This window comes from Escherichia sp. E2661, from assembly GCF_004745185.1.
In the GTDB taxonomy this organism is placed as follows: domain Bacteria; phylum Pseudomonadota; class Gammaproteobacteria; order Enterobacterales; family Enterobacteriaceae; genus Escherichia.
This window is the reverse complement of sequence record NZ_PDIG01000021.1, coordinates 82039-98961: the sequence shown is the minus strand read 5'-3', so window position 1 is coordinate 98961 and position 16923 is coordinate 82039. Positions and strand designations below refer to the sequence as shown.

General features: G+C 50.2%; 10 protein-coding genes, 1 tRNA gene and 5 pseudogenes. 9 read left to right on the top strand and 7 right to left on the bottom strand.

Annotated features, from left to right (window positions below):
- Nucleotides 1-170: hypothetical protein (locus CRI63_RS24390; RefSeq protein WP_167852311.1), on the top strand; the 170-nt coding region annotated here is incomplete at its 5' end.
- A 188-nt stretch (nucleotides 171-358) separates the two neighbouring features.
- Here CRI63_RS24390 and gltS read toward each other — a convergent pair.
- Nucleotides 359-1564: a sodium/glutamate symporter gene (gltS, locus tag CRI63_RS11995; RefSeq protein ID WP_064526038.1), complete on the bottom strand. Its 1206-nt coding sequence runs from the start codon at nucleotides 1562-1564 to the stop codon at nucleotides 359-361.
- A 280-nt stretch (nucleotides 1565-1844) separates the two neighbouring features.
- Here gltS and xanP point away from each other — a divergent pair.
- From xanP to CRI63_RS11980, 3 genes and pseudogenes are all read left to right on the top strand, one after another.
- Nucleotides 1845-3235, top strand: a pseudogene (gene xanP, locus CRI63_RS11990) (xanthine/proton symporter XanP).
- A 121-nt stretch (nucleotides 3236-3356) separates the two neighbouring features.
- A pseudogene (locus CRI63_RS11985) lies at nucleotides 3357-5065 on the top strand (AsmA family protein).
- Between the two features lie 331 nt (nucleotides 5066-5396).
- Nucleotides 5397-5491 (top strand) — tRNA-Sec (locus CRI63_RS11980).
- Nucleotides 5492-5653: 162 nt separating this feature from the next.
- Here CRI63_RS11980 and fliB read toward each other — a convergent pair.
- Nucleotides 5654-6868 (bottom strand): flagellin lysine-N-methylase, encoded by a 1215-nt coding sequence (gene fliB / locus CRI63_RS11975; protein ID WP_135486997.1) that lies wholly within the window; start codon nucleotides 6866-6868, stop codon nucleotides 5654-5656.
- A gap of 204 nt (nucleotides 6869-7072) precedes the next feature.
- Between fliB and CRI63_RS11970 the strand changes: the two are divergent.
- A pseudogene (locus CRI63_RS11970) lies at nucleotides 7073-7997 on the top strand (carboxylate/amino acid/amine transporter).
- 3 nt (nucleotides 7998-8000) lie between these two features.
- Here CRI63_RS11970 and nlpA read toward each other — a convergent pair.
- Nucleotides 8001-8819, bottom strand: coding sequence for a lipoprotein NlpA (nlpA, locus tag CRI63_RS11965; RefSeq protein ID WP_130222484.1), 819 nt, complete (start codon nucleotides 8817-8819; stop codon nucleotides 8001-8003).
- A 221-nt stretch (nucleotides 8820-9040) separates the two neighbouring features.
- Between nlpA and yicS the strand changes: the two are divergent.
- Nucleotides 9041-9335 (top strand): annotated as a pseudogene (yicS, locus tag CRI63_RS11960) (protein YicS).
- Nucleotides 9336-9375: 40 nt separating this feature from the next.
- Here yicS and nepI read toward each other — a convergent pair.
- Nucleotides 9376-10566, bottom strand: a complete 1191-nt coding sequence (gene nepI, locus CRI63_RS11955; protein WP_135519636.1) for a purine ribonucleoside efflux pump NepI — start codon at nucleotides 10564-10566, stop codon at nucleotides 9376-9378.
- 234 nt (nucleotides 10567-10800) lie between these two features.
- Here nepI and CRI63_RS11945 point away from each other — a divergent pair, with 234 nt between their 5' ends.
- Nucleotides 10801-11154, top strand: a complete 354-nt coding sequence (locus CRI63_RS11945) for a type II toxin-antitoxin system RelE/ParE family toxin (RefSeq protein ID WP_135493162.1) — start codon at nucleotides 10801-10803, stop codon at nucleotides 11152-11154.
- The gene (locus CRI63_RS11940; protein WP_000125641.1) at nucleotides 11138-11461 is read left to right on the top strand and encodes a DNA-binding transcriptional regulator; all 324 of its coding nucleotides are present in this window, start codon (nucleotides 11138-11140) and stop codon (nucleotides 11459-11461) included. Before CRI63_RS11945 ends, CRI63_RS11940 begins: the two co-directional genes overlap by 17 nt.
- Before the next feature lie 124 nt (nucleotides 11462-11585).
- Here the strand turns inward: CRI63_RS11940 and CRI63_RS11935 are convergent.
- Nucleotides 11586-12039, bottom strand: a pseudogene (locus CRI63_RS11935) (DUF1198 domain-containing protein).
- 52 nt (nucleotides 12040-12091) lie between these two features.
- Nucleotides 12092-13426, bottom strand: coding sequence for an adenine permease AdeQ (adeQ, locus tag CRI63_RS11930; RefSeq protein WP_130235748.1), 1335 nt, complete (start codon nucleotides 13424-13426; stop codon nucleotides 12092-12094).
- Between the two features lie 175 nt (nucleotides 13427-13601).
- Here adeQ and adeD point away from each other — a divergent pair, with 175 nt between their 5' ends.
- Nucleotides 13602-15368 carry an adenine deaminase gene (gene adeD, locus CRI63_RS11925; RefSeq protein ID WP_135519632.1) on the top strand — a complete coding sequence of 589 codons (1767 nt, stop codon included), beginning with the start codon at nucleotides 13602-13604 and terminating at the stop codon, nucleotides 15366-15368.
- A gap of 46 nt (nucleotides 15369-15414) precedes the next feature.
- Here the strand turns inward: adeD and uhpT are convergent, their stop codons facing one another.
- Complete coding sequence (gene uhpT / locus CRI63_RS11920) at nucleotides 15415-16806, bottom strand: hexose-6-phosphate:phosphate antiporter (protein WP_130206773.1); 1392 nt, start codon at nucleotides 16804-16806, stop codon at nucleotides 15415-15417.
- Nucleotides 16807-16923 lie beyond the last annotated feature (117 nt).

Sequence of the window (16923 nt, the reverse complement as noted above, 5' to 3'; positions counted from 1 at the left end):
CACGTCAGACGGGTAATGCCGAATTTAAAGTGGCAGATTTACTGCGCGACCAGGCGATGATCCCGGAAGTTCAGCGCCTGGCGCGACATATTCATGAACGTTACCCACAGCAGGCAAAAGCCCTGATAGAACGCTGGATGCCAGAGACTGAACGTTACTCGAATGCGTAAAAGGCGGCGGTGAGAAGACCGCCGTTTCAGGTTGATCTACCTTCCTGCCGGATGCGGCGTGAGCGCCTTATCCGGCCTACAGAAACTTACGAACTCAATAAATTGTGAATCAATATGTAGGCCTGATAAGCGAAGCTCATCAGGCATTTGTCTTTGTTGAAGCGGCGCTTACACCGCCGCTTCATCGGTTACCCCGCAAAAATCGGCAACATCAAATACAGCTTAATCACCAGGGCGTTAACGATATCGATAAAGAACGCACCGACCATCGGCACGACCAGGAACGCCATATGCGACGGGCCAAAGCGTTCAGTAATCGCCTGCATGTTGGCGATTGCGGTTGGTGTTGCACCAAGACCAAAGCCGCAGTGACCCGCAGCCAGCACCGCCGCATCGTAGTTTTTGCCCATCATGCGCCAGGTGACGAAGATGGCATACAACGCCATGAAAATGGTCTGTACCACCAGTATCGCCAGCATCGGCAGCGCCAGCGAAGCCAGCTCCCACAGCTTCAGGCCCATCAGCGCCATCGCCAGGAACAACGACAGACTTACGTTACCCAGCACCGATACCGCACGTTCAAAGACGCGATAAAAGCCCATCATTGACAGACCGTTGCTCAGAATCACGCCTACAAACAGCACACAAACAAAGGTTGGTAATTCAAAAGCAGTGCCAGCCAAAAGTTGCGCAACAATTTTCCCCACCGTCAGGCAGATAGCAATTAGCGCGATGGTTTCAATCAGTACCAGCGAAGTGATCATGCGTCCTACATCTGGCTTTTCGAACGCCGTCGGGACTTCCTGATCATCCGGAATACCGTTCGGTGTAGTGGAGTGTTTCACCAGATAACGCGCCACCGGGCCACCAATCAGCCCGCCCAGCACCAGACCGAACGTTGCACAGGCCATTGCGACTTCCGTCGCATTAGTAAAGCCGTAACGTTCAATGAACAATTTACTCCACGCCGCGCCAGTCCCATGACCGCCAGAAAGCGTAATAGACCCAGCTAACAGCCCCATCAGCGGATCAAGACCTAACAGACTGGCCATACCAATACCGATGGCGTTTTGCATCACCAACAGGCCAACAACCACAATCAGGAAAATACCCACCACACGGCCACCGGCACGTAAGCTGGCAATGTTGGCGTTCAGACCGATGGTGGCAAAGAAAGCCAGCATCAACGGATCGCGCAGGGACATATCAAAATTGACTTCCCAGCCCATGGTTTTTTTCAGCACCAGCAGCGCCAGCGCCACCAGCAAACCACCCGCAACAGGTTCCGGTATGGTGTATTTCTTCAAAAAGGAGACAGAGTGAACTAATTTGCGCCCGAGCAGCAACGTCAACGTTGCTGCAACAAGCGTTGCTAAAGTGTCGAGATGAAACATAGATAGCTCCTTTGTATCCGCACCACTCTTTCATACTCGTCATACTGCATCGCACATGTACTGTAAGGTGCACTATGACGAGTTTCGAGTCATGCTTTCCCGGTTCGAATTCTTAGCTGAAAATAAAAAAATGGCATGGATTTTAAGCAGAAAACAACCAAAAGTTATATAAAAAAGTGCATTTATCGCATTTAAATATTTAGAAGAATGCATAGCAAACGTTTGCTTTTGCCCTTCGGTCAGCTAAAATGCCCGCTTTGCTACCACGGGATTGTTTTCGATGTCTGTTTCCACTCTCGAGTCAGAAAATGCGCAACCGGTTGCGCAGACTCAAAACAGCGAACTGATTTATCGTCTTGAAGATCGTCCACCGCTTGCTCAAACTCTGTTTGCCGCCTGTCAGCACCTGCTGGCGATGTTTGTCGCGGTGATCACCCCTGCGCTTCTCATCTGCCAGGCGCTAGGTTTACCGGCACAGGACACACAACACATTATTAGTATGTCGCTGTTTGCCTCCGGTGTGGCATCGATTATTCAGATTAAAGCCTGGGGGCCGGTAGGTTCCGGGTTGTTGTCGATTCAGGGGACCAGTTTCAACTTCGTTGCCCCGCTGATTATGGGCGGCACGGCGCTGAAGACCGGTGGTGCTGATGTTCCCACCATGATGGCGGCACTGTTCGGTACGCTGATGTTAGCAAGCTGCACGGAGATGGTGATCTCTCGAGTTCTGCATCTGGCGCGCCGCATTATTACGCCGCTGGTTTCTGGCGTCGTGGTGATGATTATCGGCCTGTCACTAATTCAGGTTGGGTTAACGTCCATTGGTGGCGGCTATGCGGCCATGAGCGACAACACCTTTGGCGCACCGAAAAACCTGCTGCTGGCGGGTGTGGTCTTAGCCTTAATTATCCTGCTTAACCGCCAACGTAACCCTTACTTACGCGTGGCCTCGCTGGTGATTGCGATGGCGGCCGGATATGCGCTGGCGTGGTTTATGGGTATGTTGCCAGAAAGCAACGAACCGATGACGCAAGAACTGATTATGGTACCAACGCCGCTCTATTACGGTCTTGGTATTGAATGGAGCCTACTGCTGCCGCTGATGCTGGTCTTTATGATCACCTCACTGGAAACCATTGGCGATATCACCGCGACCTCTGACGTTTCCGAACAGCCGGTTTCCGGCCCGCTGTACATGAAACGTCTGAAAGGCGGCGTGCTGGCAAACGGCCTGAACTCGTTTGTCTCGGCAGTATTTAACACCTTCCCGAACTCCTGCTTCGGACAGAACAACGGTGTAATTCAGTTAACGGGTGTTGCCAGCCGTTATGTCGGTTTGTGGTGGCGCTGATGTTGATCGTGCTGGGCCTGTTCCCGGCAGTGAGTGGTTTCGTGCAACACATCCCAGAGCCAGTTCTGGGCGGCGCTACGCTTGTGATGTTTGGCACCATCGCCGCATCCGGTGTACGCATCGTTTCCCGGGAGCCGCTGAACCGTCGGGCAATTCTGATTATTGCACTGTCGCTGGCCGTCGGTCTTGGCGTTTCTCAGCAGCCGCTGATTTTGCAATTTGCCCCTGACTGGCTGAAAAACCTGCTCTCTTCAGGTATTGCCGCTGGCGGTATTACTGCCATTGTGCTGAACCTGATTTTCCCGCCGGAAAAACCGTAATTCACTTAGCGGCGGTAAGTTTCTTTACCGCCGCAGCGCCCCTCTTTCACCATTCCCGCCTTGAGGAATGCGCGTAAATCGTGCATAACTCCCTTATGTGTATTTCGCGGGATGGAAGACTATGAAATTTATTGGGAAGCTGCTTCTCTACATTTTCGTCGCGCTACTCGTAGTGATAACTGGCCTCTATTTTCTTCTGCAAACCCGTTGGGGTGCGGAGCATATCAGCGCATGGATTTCCGAAAATAGCGACTACCATTTGGTCTTCGGGGCAATGGATCACCGCTTTTCCGCGCCGTCTCATATCATACTGGAGAACGTCACGTTTGGTCGTGATGGACAGCCCGCTACCCTGGTGGCAAAAAGTGTTGATATCGCCTTGAGTAGTCGGCAACTGACCGAACCGCGCCATGTCGATTCCATTCTGCTGGAAAACGGGACGCTGAATCTCACCGACCAGACCGCCCCGCTACCGTTCAAAGCCGATCGCCTGCAACTGCGCGATATGGCATTTAATAGCCCAAATAGCGAGTGGAAATTAAGTGCTCAGCGGGTAAATGGCGGCGTCATTCCGTGGTCGCCAGAAGCCGGTAAAGTGTTGGGAACGAAAGCGCAGATTCAGTTCAGTGCTGGCTCCCTGTCGCTCAATGATGTTCCTGCCACCAATGTGTTGGTTGAAGGCAGTATTGATAACGATCGCGTTACGCTGACCAATCTGGGTGCCGATATCGCGCGCGGTACATTAACCGGAAACGCGCAGCGTAACGCCGACGGTAGCTGGCAGGTGGAAAACCTGCGCATGGCGGATATCCGTCTGCAAAGCGAAAAATCGCTGACTGATTTCTTTGCACCATTGCGCTCTGTGCCTTCGTTACAGATTGGTCGCCTGGAAGTGATAGATGCTCGCCTGCAAGGCCCGGACTGGGCGGTGACCGATCTCGATCTCAGCTTACGCAACATGACCTTCAGTAAAGATGACTGGCAGACACAGGAAGGAAAGCTGTCGATGAATGCCAGCGAGTTTATTTATGGTTCGCTGCATTTGTTTGACCCGATTATGAACGCAGAATTTTCCCCGCAGGGCGTGGCGCTGCGCCAGTTTACCAGCCGTTGGGAAGGTGGCATGGTGAGAACGTCAGGAAACTGGCAACGCGACGGGAAAACGCTGATCCTCGATGATGCGGCAATTGTCGGGCTGGAATATACCCTGCCAAAAAACTGGCAACAGTTATGGAGGGAAACAACACCCGGCTGGTTAAACAGTCTGCAACTGAAGAGATTTAGCGCCAGCCGCAACCTGATCATTGATATCGACCCTGACTTCCATGGCAACTCACCGCGCTCGATGGCTATGGCGCGAATCTGACACTGGTTGCCAATCACCAATGGGGCGTCTGGAGTGGCACAGCGAATCTGAATGCCGCCGCCGCGACGTTCAATCGTGTTGATGTTCGCCGTCCGTCGCTGGCACTGGCCGCCAACAGCAGCACGGTGAATATCAGCGAACTTAGCGCGTTTACCGAGAAAGGCATTCTGGAAGCCACTGCCAGTGTTTCGCAAACGCCGCAGCGCCAGACTCATATCAGCCTGAATGGACGCGGTGTGCCGGTGAATATTTTGCAACAGTGGGGATGGCCTGAATTACCGTTGACTGGCGACGGCAATATTCAGCTCACCGCCAGCGGCAATATTCAGGCTGATGCACCGCTAAAACCCACGGTTAACGGGCAACTCCATGCTGTGAACGCTGAAAAGCAGCAGGTAACCCAAACCATGAATGCTGGCGTAGTTTCCAGTGGCGAAGTTACGTCAACGGAGCCAGTGCAGTAAAAATCAATCTCACCGGGTACGACACAGCCGTACCCGGCATTTTTTCAATAAATAACAAACAGTAGAGTATCCAATTACCATGTTCGTTCCCGCTCATTGCACGGCGTAAACCATCCTTAAGAATACGGATAGTGCTATTTTTTGTTATCAACTTACGTTTCTTTTTTCTGGGAGCGCGGTTGTGCCAAAGTGTAACTTATGGATTTGCCGAGAGTTTCTGTGAATAGGATCATGGCAAGGCGAAACGAAGCGGAAAAAAGTGTGATGGGGGATGTGATAAGGCGAGGAAGTAGCTATAATGCGCCCCGCCTCCATGTAGCAATCGAGGCGCGGAAGATCGTCGTCTCCGGTGAGGCGGCTGGACTTCAAATCCAGTTGGGGCCGCCAGCGGTCCCGGGCAGGTTCGACTCCTGTGATCTTCCGCCAAAATGCCTCTTCTGACGTTCACCAATCCCTTGTAATACCGTTTAAAGCAGATAATTTCTTCCGTTCATGATTCAACCTGCTTTACCGAAGTTGTTCTTAATATTTATTACAGCGGAAGCGAGATGTCAGACAAACGCTTAACCCAATCCCCGACAGGCGAATTTAACGAATCAACAGCAGGCAGGAGAGATCGTCCCCGGCATTGATCATGTCGATCGCTTTATCCATCCGCTGGTTAATCGTTGACGAATGCAAGGTTTTCTCGGCAAGGCTCGCCACAATTTTCAGTACCGTTGCCTCATCCAGAGTTGCTTCCAGCGATGTCAGACTCAACAAATGCTTAATATAGAAATAGTCGAGAATTAAACGGTAAACCTGGCGCATGACCGTTGAGAAATCAGCATCCGGAAAATGGCAGTGGTATATTTTGTAGGTCAGTAAATTGCGCAATACATGCGGAGCACTGAGGATAGAATCCTGGCAAAGCTGCTGCCACTGTTTATTCAGGACAGCAAACTTGTCAGCCAGAACCTGCTTATCCGGGCTGTTTGCTACGTCTAAATACACCGCCATCTTTCGATGCGCGTCAGCAATAATACGATCCCTGCTGCTCTTATTCGCGACAAGCGACCCCAATACCGTCAGCGCACGCACCTTCAATCCCACCGACTCCGTAGGCGTTGATTGGCTCATCAGGCTAATACCTGCCGCCAGCTCGCTTAATAGCTCCTGATGGTACTGTTCAGCCTGCGCAAAATGGTTGTGCAGATCGAACTCAATGCGCTGCAGGTAAACCATAAACTGTGCCAACGCCATCAGGTTTTCTTCAACGTTCAACGATGGCGCCTGCAGGAGGTGCCAGGCAAAGAGATGCACAATCTGGTGGATCTGATTAACCGGCTGCCTGGCGGTGAAGGTGTTTTTCGCCTTCGCCAACAGATCATCCTGTTCGTGCACTAACATGCTGTCGGCATCAAACAATACCAGTCGGGCTACTTCTGGACATGAGAGCACCATCGAATGGCGAGTTGTATCGGCGTAGTACTTTTTGCTACGTGGATAAGTAGAACAGGTTTCTGAAAGTGCTTTTTCTCCCAGATCGCGATGGACCAGGCAGAATTTATTTTCATCGAGAAACGGACACTGACCCTGCGCGTCCAGTTTGATTATCGAATAGCGGCTTTTACCATTTCTCACCCGTAATAAATTCTCTTTCGCCAACAGGGCAATTTTCGGGTGTTGTTCGTTGAGGTAAGTATGATGGGTTTTCTTGTCGATGTGTATCTGCCATCCCTGACAGCAGGAAATCAGGCAGCTGGGGCCGACGCAGGCAAACTTCTTCACAAACTCGGGGGTTACTACTTTATGGATTTGCATAACATTCATCGCGTTTAAAAAGCGAACAGTAGCACGCTGTCAGAACAAAATGATAACGTCATAACCTGACGGTTTAACAAGTATTTCACTCGTTTCATAAATGCTCGCCCCATCAAATGACGGGTTTACCTGAAGGGGTCATTCTCACCATTTTTGCTATCATGCCTGCATACATAAACGACAAAACAGTATGCAGAGGGAAAAATGGGTTCCACCAGAAAGGGGATGATAAACGTTCTGATTGCCGCCGTATTATGGGGAAGTTCAGGCGTTTGCGCGCAATACATCATGGAACAAAGTCAGATGTCATCGCAGTTTCTGACCATGACGCGACTGATATTTGCCGGATTTATTCTACTGACGCTCTCTTTTGTCCACGGCGATAAAGTCTTCTCAATCATTAAGAATCATAAAGATGCCATCAGCCTGCTTATTTTTTCCATTGTTGGCGCCCTGACCGTCCAGCTAACTTTCTTACTGACGATTGAAAAATCCAATGCAGCTACAGCAACGGTGCTGCAATTTTTATCACCAACGATTATCGTGGCCTGGTTCTCACTGGTACGAAAATCGCGCCCCGGTATTCTGGTATTTACCGCGATTTTGACCTCCCTGATAGGCACATTTTTGCTGGTCACCCACGGTAATCCAACATCGTTGTCGATCTCTCCTGCTGCGCTGTTCTGGGGGGTTGCTTCAGCCTTTGCTGCTGCATTCTATACGACATACCCCTCAACGCTCATTGCCCGTTACGGCACGCTGCCCGTCGTCGGCTGGAGTATGCTCATTGGTGGGCTGGTCCTGCTGCCCTTTTATGCCGGGCAAGGAACAAATTTCGTGGTTAATGGCAGCCTGATTCTGGCTTTTTTCTATCTGGTGGTAATTGGAACTTCGCTGACCTTTAGTCTGTATCTGAAAGGCGCACAGTTAATTGGCGGGCCGAAAGCCAGTATTTTGAGTTGTGCAGAACCATTAAGTAGCGCACTGCTCTCTTTGCTGTTGCTGGGGATCACCTTCACATTACCAGATTGGCTGGGAACGCTGCTGATTCTGTCATCGGTGATTTTGATTTCAATGGATTCCCGCCGCCGCGCCAGAAAAATGTAATCGTCCGGCGCGGTACGGTTGATCATTACCAGCCAGGCACCGCGCCACCGTTAAAGAGGGTTTCTGCCGCTTTAGCAACTTCTGGTGACTGATAAGATTGCAGAAACTCCTTCACGTTTTCTGCATCCTTATTATCTTCCCGCGCCACCAGAATGTTCACATACGGTGAATTTTTATCTTCAATAAATACGCTGTCGTGCACCGGAGAAAGTCCTGTTTGCTGGATGTAAGTGGTGCTGATAATCGCTACATCCACTTTCGGGTCGTCCAGTACACGTGGCAACTGTGCCCCTTCCAGCTCCATTATCTGCAAATGGCGTGGATTCTCAGTAATATCCAACGCCGTTGGCAGTAAACCTTTCCCCTCTTTTAAGGTAATAAGTTTCTCTTTTTGCAACAGTAACAGCGCACGCCCCAGATTGGTCGGATCATTCGGAATCGCTACTGTCGCTCCTTCTTTTAGCTGATCGACTGTTTTAATTTTTTTCGAATAGCCAGCCATGGGGAAGACAAAGGTATTTCCTACCGCCACCAGTTTGTAACCGTGCGCCTGATTATCCTGTTCAAGGAAAGGACGATGCTGGAAGACATTGGCATCCAGTTCACCCTGATTAGTTGCATCGTTCGGCAACAACGAACCACTAAATCCAACCAATTCAACTTCAAGGCCATACTTCTCTTTGGCCACTTTTTTAGCGACTTCTGCCACATCCTGTTCGGCACCGTTAATGACGCCAACTTTAATGTGTTTTGCATCGCTGTTTTGCTGGTCGCAGCCTGCCAGCAGGATCCCCGCCAGAAATAATGCTGCCCCTGTCCGTAGATGATGTGTTGTCAGTTTCATTTTTTTATCCTTTTATTAATGATTACCTGACTATAGCGGTAAGGTCGCTGCGGTTTAAAAAACGAAACGCTATCGATAAGAATAAAAAGGAATAAAAGTGGAATATAAGGTCTGGCACTTCTTACTGACCACGCAAGCGCGTTTCGTACAGCATGATGAGAGCGATGAAAGCAAACTACACTTATGCTTCATTTGATACACATTTGTAAAAGGTTGAATCCATGAAACCAACGACACTACTGCTTATTTTCACTTTTTCTCGCTATGCCAGGCATCGTATACGCCGAGTCGCCTTTTAGCTCACTGCAGTCCGCAAAAGAGAAAAATACGGTATTAGAGGATTTGCGGAAAATTTGCACCCCGAAGGCATCGTTGTCAGATGAAGCGTGGGAAAAGTTAATGTTGTCAGATGAAAACAATAAACAACATATACGCGAGGCCATCGTGGCGATGGAACGTAATAATCAGAGCAATTATTGGGAAGCGTTGGGTAAGGTAGAATGCCCGGATATGTAAGAACGGCAACAACCACTGACCAACGCTTCTTTACCTGACATCAGGATTTCTTCATTTTCACCTTGGCAGTAACCAACAATGCAGTCAGCAACATCAATGTGCCGGACAACATCAGCGGCGAAGTCAGACCAATGTTATCCAACGCATAACCGCCGATTGCCGCACCGCAGGTATTGGCAAGCTGAATAACGGCCACCTGAATAGACCCAGCCTTTTCTGCCTGATCGGCCAATGAGCGAGTGATCCACGTTGACCAGCCAACGGGAATTAAAGCAAAGGTCAGCCCCCAGATAATCGCCACACCGGTAGCAACAATTTTATCGCTTCCCCACAGTGTCAGTACCAGCGCGCTCAGGGCGAGCACAAACGGTGCGCCCGCTAAGGCCAGTTTCACCGAACGTTTGAGAATGAACGACGAAAGCGATGTCCCAACAAAACTGGCGATACCAAAACTCAACAGCACCAGCGTTAAGCCATCAACGCCGAATCCCGCCAGATTCATATACACTGGGCGAATATAAGTAAAAAAAGCAAACTGCCCGGCAAAGGACATAAAGATGGCGATCATCCCGGCCATCACCCCCGGACGCTGCAACAGGCGAAAGGTATTTTGTTTCTGATGTGACGGTTCGCCAGGCAGAGAAGGCAATGATTTGATAATCCAGATAATACACAGCACGCCCATCACCGCCGCCGCATTAAAGACATTGCGCCAACCGATAAGCTCGCCTAAAAAACTGCCCAATGGCGCGGCAATTACCAGCGTAATGGACACCGCGCCGAAGATCACCGACAACGCCTTCGGCACCGTACGAGGCGGTACCAGGCGCATGGTCAGCGACGCCGACATCGCCCAGAATCCGCCCAGTGCCAGCCCCAGACAGGCGCGACCGATTAACAGCAGACTGAATGAGTTGGCAAAGGAAACCAGTAAGCAGGAAAGCGTCAGCAAAATGGCGAACAGAATGACAACGTAGCGGCGGTCAGTGGCCTGAATGGTCTGGGTAATAAACAAACTGGCAAACATCGCCACAAAAGCGGTTACGGTCACCGATTGCCCGGCACCCCCTTCCGAAATGCCTAAATCGTGCGCCATCGGCGTCAACAAACTGACGGGCAAAAACTCAACGATAATCAGACAGGCGACGCAAAACGCCACCGAGAAAACGGCTGACCAGTTCGGTCGGGTAATGGCGTCCGCGCCGCGGTTTTCTGCAATAAATTCACTCATGGTGTTACCCGTGGCATGTTTCAGGGGAAAAGCCGACCAGTCTAACATTGAAATGTGTGATGCATTTAACGTTTTTTGCAACTTTTACGATGTTGTGGGAAAAATTCGAGGCTGCTCGAGGAAATAAAAATCATATGGCAAGGTGATATGCATTGACGCGATTTCGTTGGAAACAAGGGATAAAGTATCGCACTTAGTGATATGCTTTAATAACAGGACATCAACGATATGCGTGTGTTTAAAACCAAATGGTTTGCAAGGGAAGCCAAGTCTCATGCAATAACAGATGAAGAGTTATGCCGGGCCATTTTAGAAACAGATCAGGGTAAAGCTGATGCGCTTGGTGGTGGCGTTTTTAAAAAGCGCCTTCACCAAAATCGTGAGCGTGCGATTATTCTGGCGAAAGGGGGTAGCAATTGGTTTTACACGTTTTTATATGCAAAACAGGATATGTCGAACATCAATAGTCAGGAACTGTCTGGATTTCGTGAACTCGCAAAGCATTATGCCTTCCTGACGAAAGCCCAACTGACAGCAATGATTAACAGTAAAGAACTGACAGAGATCTGCTATGACTGCAAAAACTAAATTCAAAAGCCCTGCATTTGAGGCCATTCACAGCGCGGCTGCTGGATTGTCCAGTGTTGATGCCATTTCTGCCGAAACAATGCGTACTTTTGACAAAGCCTGCCTGTCCAGCGTGCCAGACTTACAACCTGTTGAGATAAAAGCACTACGGGAAAAATTAAAAGTGAGTCAACCCGTCTTCGCTCACTATCTCAATACCAGCGTTTCAACTGTACAAAAATGGGAAAGTGGCGCTAAACGCCCCAGCGGCATGTCATTAAAACTACTTAGTATTGTGCAAAAACACGGGCTAGAGGTGCTGCTGTAAATAGAACGTAGAGAATGCGTCCGTCTACTGTCAGATCCGATAGCGGATGCGGCGTGAACGCCTTATCCGTACTCGGTCTGTAGGCCTGATAAGACGCGCCAGCGTCGCATCAGGCAAAGCGGTTTTAATGCAGCCAGTAAACGCCCTCAGCAGGCTGAAAAAAACGCGTTGTAGCGCATCTGGAATGCATTAATCTCCTGCATTTCAGGCTCTATTTCGCGCAGAAAACCCAGCGCCAGCCTGACCTGAGCATCGGTAATCGGCACGGCAAGGCGGGCTTTTTGTAAAATCCGATGCCATTGCAGCAGGTTCTGTTCGCTGCCATCGACAATGACAACCTGCCAGATAAGCAACACCTGCACGGCATTTTGCAGGTGCGACTCATCCGGGCGATGCAGATAACGTAAAAATTCGTCACCGGCTGACTTTCCCATTTGATCAACCATTGACTCAACGGGTACAACATCAATATTCAGCCGATCGCTGAGGCGGCGAATCGCTTTTCTGGCCCCGGATGTCAGCACCCGAAAACCAACCACAAACACCACCGCCAGCGTAGCGAGCATTATCCAGATCATGAGTTCTCCTGCGTAACCGGCACTCATGATATCTGGAAACGCTTATCAGATACTAATCCACCAGGATGATTTTCAGCGCAAACAATGCCGCTACAACCACCACACACAGATTCAGATCGCGCCAGCGACCCGTACACACTTTCATGATGCAGTAAGACATAAAGCCAAGCGCAATCCCTTCAGTGATCGAGAACGTAAAGGGCATCATCACCGTGGTGATAAATGCGGGTACCGATTCGGTAAAATCATCCCAGTTAACGCGTGCCAGGCTCGATGTCATCAATACGCCAACGAAGATTAAGGCCCCGGCGGTGGCGTAAGGTGGAACCATCGCCACCAGCGGTGAGAAGAACATAACCAGCAGGAACATAACGCCAACAACAACCGCAGTCAGCCCCGTGCGACCGCCGACCGCCACGCCAGAAGTACTTTCAATATAGGCGGTAACAGAGGAAGTTCCGATAAACGCGCCAGCCACCGAACTCACGCTATCAACATATAGCGCCTTATTCATGTTAGGGAATTTACCGTTACTATCTATTAAGCCAGCTTTATCAGTTACACCAATTAATGTTCCTGATGAATCAAATAGGTTGATCAACATAAAGGAGAAAATGATACCGGCAAGCTCAAGCGATAATGCCCCGCTCAAATCAACCTCGCCAATAACACCGCTAATATCAGGTGGAATAGAATAGATTCCGCTGAAATGAACATCTCCGAAAAATAATCCACAGCAGGAAGTGACGACGATAGAAACCAACACCGCCGCATGAAAATTACGCGATGACAACACGGTTATAATAAAAAACCCTAAAATACCTAACAACACGCCGTGGGAACTTAAATCACCAATCATCACCAGCGTGTCTTTATTGGCGACAATAACACCGGTATTTTTTAATCCCATTAAGGCAATAAATAGCCCGATACCACTGGTGATACCAATACGTAAACTTAACGGAATGTTGGAGATCATCCAGTAACGGATACGAAAAAGAGTCAGCAAAAATAGCCCAATTGCGCCCCAGAAAATAGCGCCCATTCCCGTCTGCCAGGTGATACCCATCGCCCCCACCACCACGAAGGCGAAAAACGCATTCAGCCCCATCGCAGGCGCCAGCGCGACGGGAAGATTAGCAAAAACTCCCATCGCAATACTGCCAATGCCCGCAATCAAACAGGTAGTAACAAACACCACCTTTGGGTCCATTTGCGCTGCGCCAAGAATTTGTGGGTTAACAAAAACGATGTACACCATAGTTAAAAAAGTAGTCATACCCGCAATCAATTCTGTGCGAACGGTTGTCCCGTGTTGCGGTAGTTTAAATAATCGCGAAAGCGTCCCTGATTCATTACTCACGTAATCGGTATTGTCATTATTCATTTTTTTGTCCATTGGAGGAGATTTAATCCTTTGCTTTTGTAAAACAAATGACAACAACGGTTCAGTGATAATTATCACATTTCAATTGCACATTAATGGATATTCTTTAATAATCTCGCGACGTTTCTTTATGATAAATAATAATCAAATTGATAAAATCAAAATGAGAAAAAATATGAACAATTCTATTAGCCATAAATTTCATCACATTAGTCGGGTAGAATACCAGGAATTGTTAGCCGTTTCCCGTGGCGAAGCCGCTGCCGATTATATTATTGATAATGTCTCTATTCTGGATCTGATCAATGGCGGAGAAATTCCCGGCCCAATCGTGATTAAAGGACGTTACATTGCCGGTGTCGGCGCAGAATACGCTGATGCTCCGGCTTCGCGCCGAATTGACGCCCACGGCGCAACGGCAGTACCGGGGTTTATTGATGCTCACCTGCATATTGAATCCAGCATGATGACCCCAGTCACCTTTGAAACCGCCACTCTGCCACGCGGCCTGACGACTGTTATTTGCGATCCTCATGAAATCGTCAACGTGATGGGCGAAGCCGGGTTTGCCTGGTTTGCTCGCTGTGCCGAACAGGCAAAGCAAAACCAGTATTTGCAGGTCAGCTCTTGCGTACCCGCCCTGGAAGGCTGCGATGTTAACGGTGCCAGTTTTACCCTCGAACAGATGCTCGCCTGGCGCGACCATCCGCAGGTTACCGGCCTTGCAGAAATGATGGACTACCCTGGCGTAATTAGCGGACAAAACGCGCTGCTCGATAAACTGGACGCCTTTCGCCATCTGACTCTGGATGGTCACTGCCCCGGTCTAAGCGGTAAAGAACTTAACGCCTATATTGCCGCGGGTATTGAAAACTGCCACGAAAGTTATCAGCTGGAAGAAGGCCGTCGGAAATTACAACTCGGCATGTCGTTGATGATCCGCGAAGGGTCCGCTGCCCGCAATCTCAACGCGCTGGCTCCGTTGATCACCGAATTTAACAGCCCACAGTGCATGCTTTGTACTGATGACCGTAACCCGTGGGAAATCGCTCACGAAGGGCATATCGACGCCTTAATTCGCCGCCTGATTGAACAACACAATGTGCCGCTGCATGTGGCATATCGCGTCGCCAGCTGGTCGACGGCACGCCATTTTGGTCTGAATCACCTCGGTTTACTGGCTCCCGGCAAGCAGGCCGACATTGTCCTGTTAAGTGACGCGCGTAAAGTCACAGTGCAACAGGTACTGGTGAAAGGCGAACCGATTGACGCACAAACCTTACAGGCAGAAGAGTCGGCGAGACTGGCACAATCCGCCCCGCCATATGGCAATACCATTGATCGCCAGCCAGTTTCCGCCAGCGACTTTGCCCTGCAATTTACCCCCGGAAAACGCTATCGCGTCATTGATGTCATCCATAACGAACTGATCACGCACTCCCGCTCCAGCGTCTACAGCGAAAATGGTTTTGATCGCGATGATGTGTGCTTTATTGCCGTACTTGAGCGTTACGGGCAACGTCTGGCTCCGGCCTGTGGTTTGCTCGGCGGCTTTGGCCTGAATGAAGGCGCGCTGGCGGCGACAGTCAGCCATGACAGCCATAATATTGTGGTGATCGGTCGTAGCGCAGAAGAGATGGCGCTGGCGGTCAATCAGGTGATTCAGGATGGCGGCGGGCTGTGCGTGGTCCGTAACGGCCAGGTACAGAGTCATCTGCCGTTGCCCATTGCCGGGCTGATGAGTACCGACACGGCGCAGTCGCTGGCAGAGCAAATTGACGCGTTAAAAGTCGCTGCCCGTGAATGTGGTCCGTTACCCGACGAACCGTTTATTCAGATGGCGTTTCTTTCCCTGCCGGTGATCCCCGCATTGAAACTGACCAGTCAGGGGCTATTTGATGGCGAGAAGTTTGCCTTCACCACCCTGGAAGTCACGGAATAATAAAAAAAAGCCCGGCGTCATGCCGGGCAAAAGTCACCAGTTACGTTTATGCCACTGTCAACTGCTGAATTTTTTTCTCGCGGCGGATTTTTCGTTCTTCCATCACCGCGACTATCGCCATCAGGCAGATACAGCCAATAGCGGCGATATCCAGTGCGGCGAAGGTGCCAGCCCAGCCGGTGAGGCCGAACACTGGCGTACCATCGGCAATCATTCCCAGACCTAATTTGGCAAAGCTGTCACCAATCAGGTAGGCGAAAGTGCCTTTAATCCCATCGGCAGCGCCGATCGCTTTTTTCGGTACGAAGCCAACAGCCGCCACGCCAATCAACAGTTGCGGACCAAATACCAGGAAACCTAATGCAAAGAGAGAAGCCAGATAGATATATTGGTTGCTGGCGTGTTGATACACACCAAGCGTGGCGATAATCAGCGCCAGTGCAACACACGCCACCAGGCCACGGCGCCCGTTCGCCAGGTCAGAGAGCCAGCCCCACAGCAGCGTGCCAACCAGAGCACCGGCTTCAAACAGCGTAAAGCCCTGAATCGCCACCGATTTAGAAAGTTTCAGTTCCTGAAAAGCGTACACGGTTGACCACTGGTCGATACCAATGCGTACCACGTACAGGAAGATGTTGGCGAAGCACAGCAGCCAGATCACTTTGTTTTTCAAAACATATTCGACAAAGATCTGCCACTTGGTCATGTCGGTGGATTCCGTCTCTTTGTCCTCTTCGCTGATCTCTTCACCGAATAGTTCTTCAGCTTTGCCAAGACCATACGCTTCAGGGGAGTCGCTGCCGTAACGCAGACCGATAAAACCGACAATCAACGCGATAATCGACGGGAAGATAAACATGCCGATCACGTGACCGTCGAACAGGTAATTTGCGCCGAATAGCGCCACACCCGCCGCCCCCGCGCCGCCGAGGTTGTGGGAAATGTTCCAGAAACCGAGGAAGGTCCCGCGCTTACGACGCGGCGTCCATTTGGTAATCGTGGAGTAACTGCACGAACCGCCGGTACTCTGGAAAAAGCCGCTTAAGGCGTAGAAGGCAATCATCAGGAACAGGCTAACCGAGCCGCTGCCCATGCTGGCGCTGAAGCCCAGCATACAAATAGCAGACAGGATCAGCATGAACGGCAGGAATTGTTTGGTATTTTTGCCGTCGGCGTAGTAGGAAACCAGCGTTTTACCCACGCCGTAAGTGATGGAGAAGCCCAGGCCAATCATCCCCAGCTGCGTCATGCTCAACCCGTAGGTCGAGATCATGTCATTCTGTGCGATGTTGAAGTTCTTGCGAATCAGGTACATCGTCAGGTAGCCAATAAAGACCACCAGATAGGATTGCATGAACGGTTTGAACCACATTTTGCGCCGCACTTCGAGCGGAAGATCCAGGGTCGGCTTGCGAACCTGGTTTAAGAAAGCCAGCATGGGTTACTCCTGATTTCCCTTCATACTTCAGGCCGCAGGTGCCTTAGCTGCTCGCGCTCCTGCAACTTGAATTATTTGGGGAAAGAATTAACGAATGATGGCATTGTAAAAACCTGC

Coding starts and splice junctions, on each gene's coding strand:
- nlpA (WP_130222484.1), bottom strand. CDS start 8,819: ATGAAACTGACAACACATCATCTACGGACAGGGGCAGCATTATTTCTG.
- uhpT (WP_130206773.1), bottom strand. CDS start 16,806: ATGCTGGCTTTCTTAAACCAGGTTCGCAAGCCGACCCTGGATCTTCCG.
- CRI63_RS11940 (WP_000125641.1), top strand. CDS start 11,138: ATGACTGCAAAAACTAAATTCAAAAGCCCTGCATTTGAGGCCATTCAC.
- nepI (WP_135519636.1), bottom strand. CDS start 10,566: ATGAGTGAATTTATTGCAGAAAACCGCGGCGCGGACGCCATTACCCGA.
- fliB (WP_135486997.1), bottom strand. CDS start 6,868: ATGCAAATCCATAAAGTAGTAACCCCCGAGTTTGTGAAGAAGTTTGCC.
- adeQ (WP_130235748.1), bottom strand. CDS start 13,426: ATGAATAATGACAATACCGATTACGTGAGTAATGAATCAGGGACGCTT.
- adeD (WP_135519632.1), top strand. CDS start 13,602: ATGAACAATTCTATTAGCCATAAATTTCATCACATTAGTCGGGTAGAA.
- gltS (WP_064526038.1), bottom strand. CDS start 1,564: ATGTTTCATCTCGACACTTTAGCAACGCTTGTTGCAGCAACGTTGACG.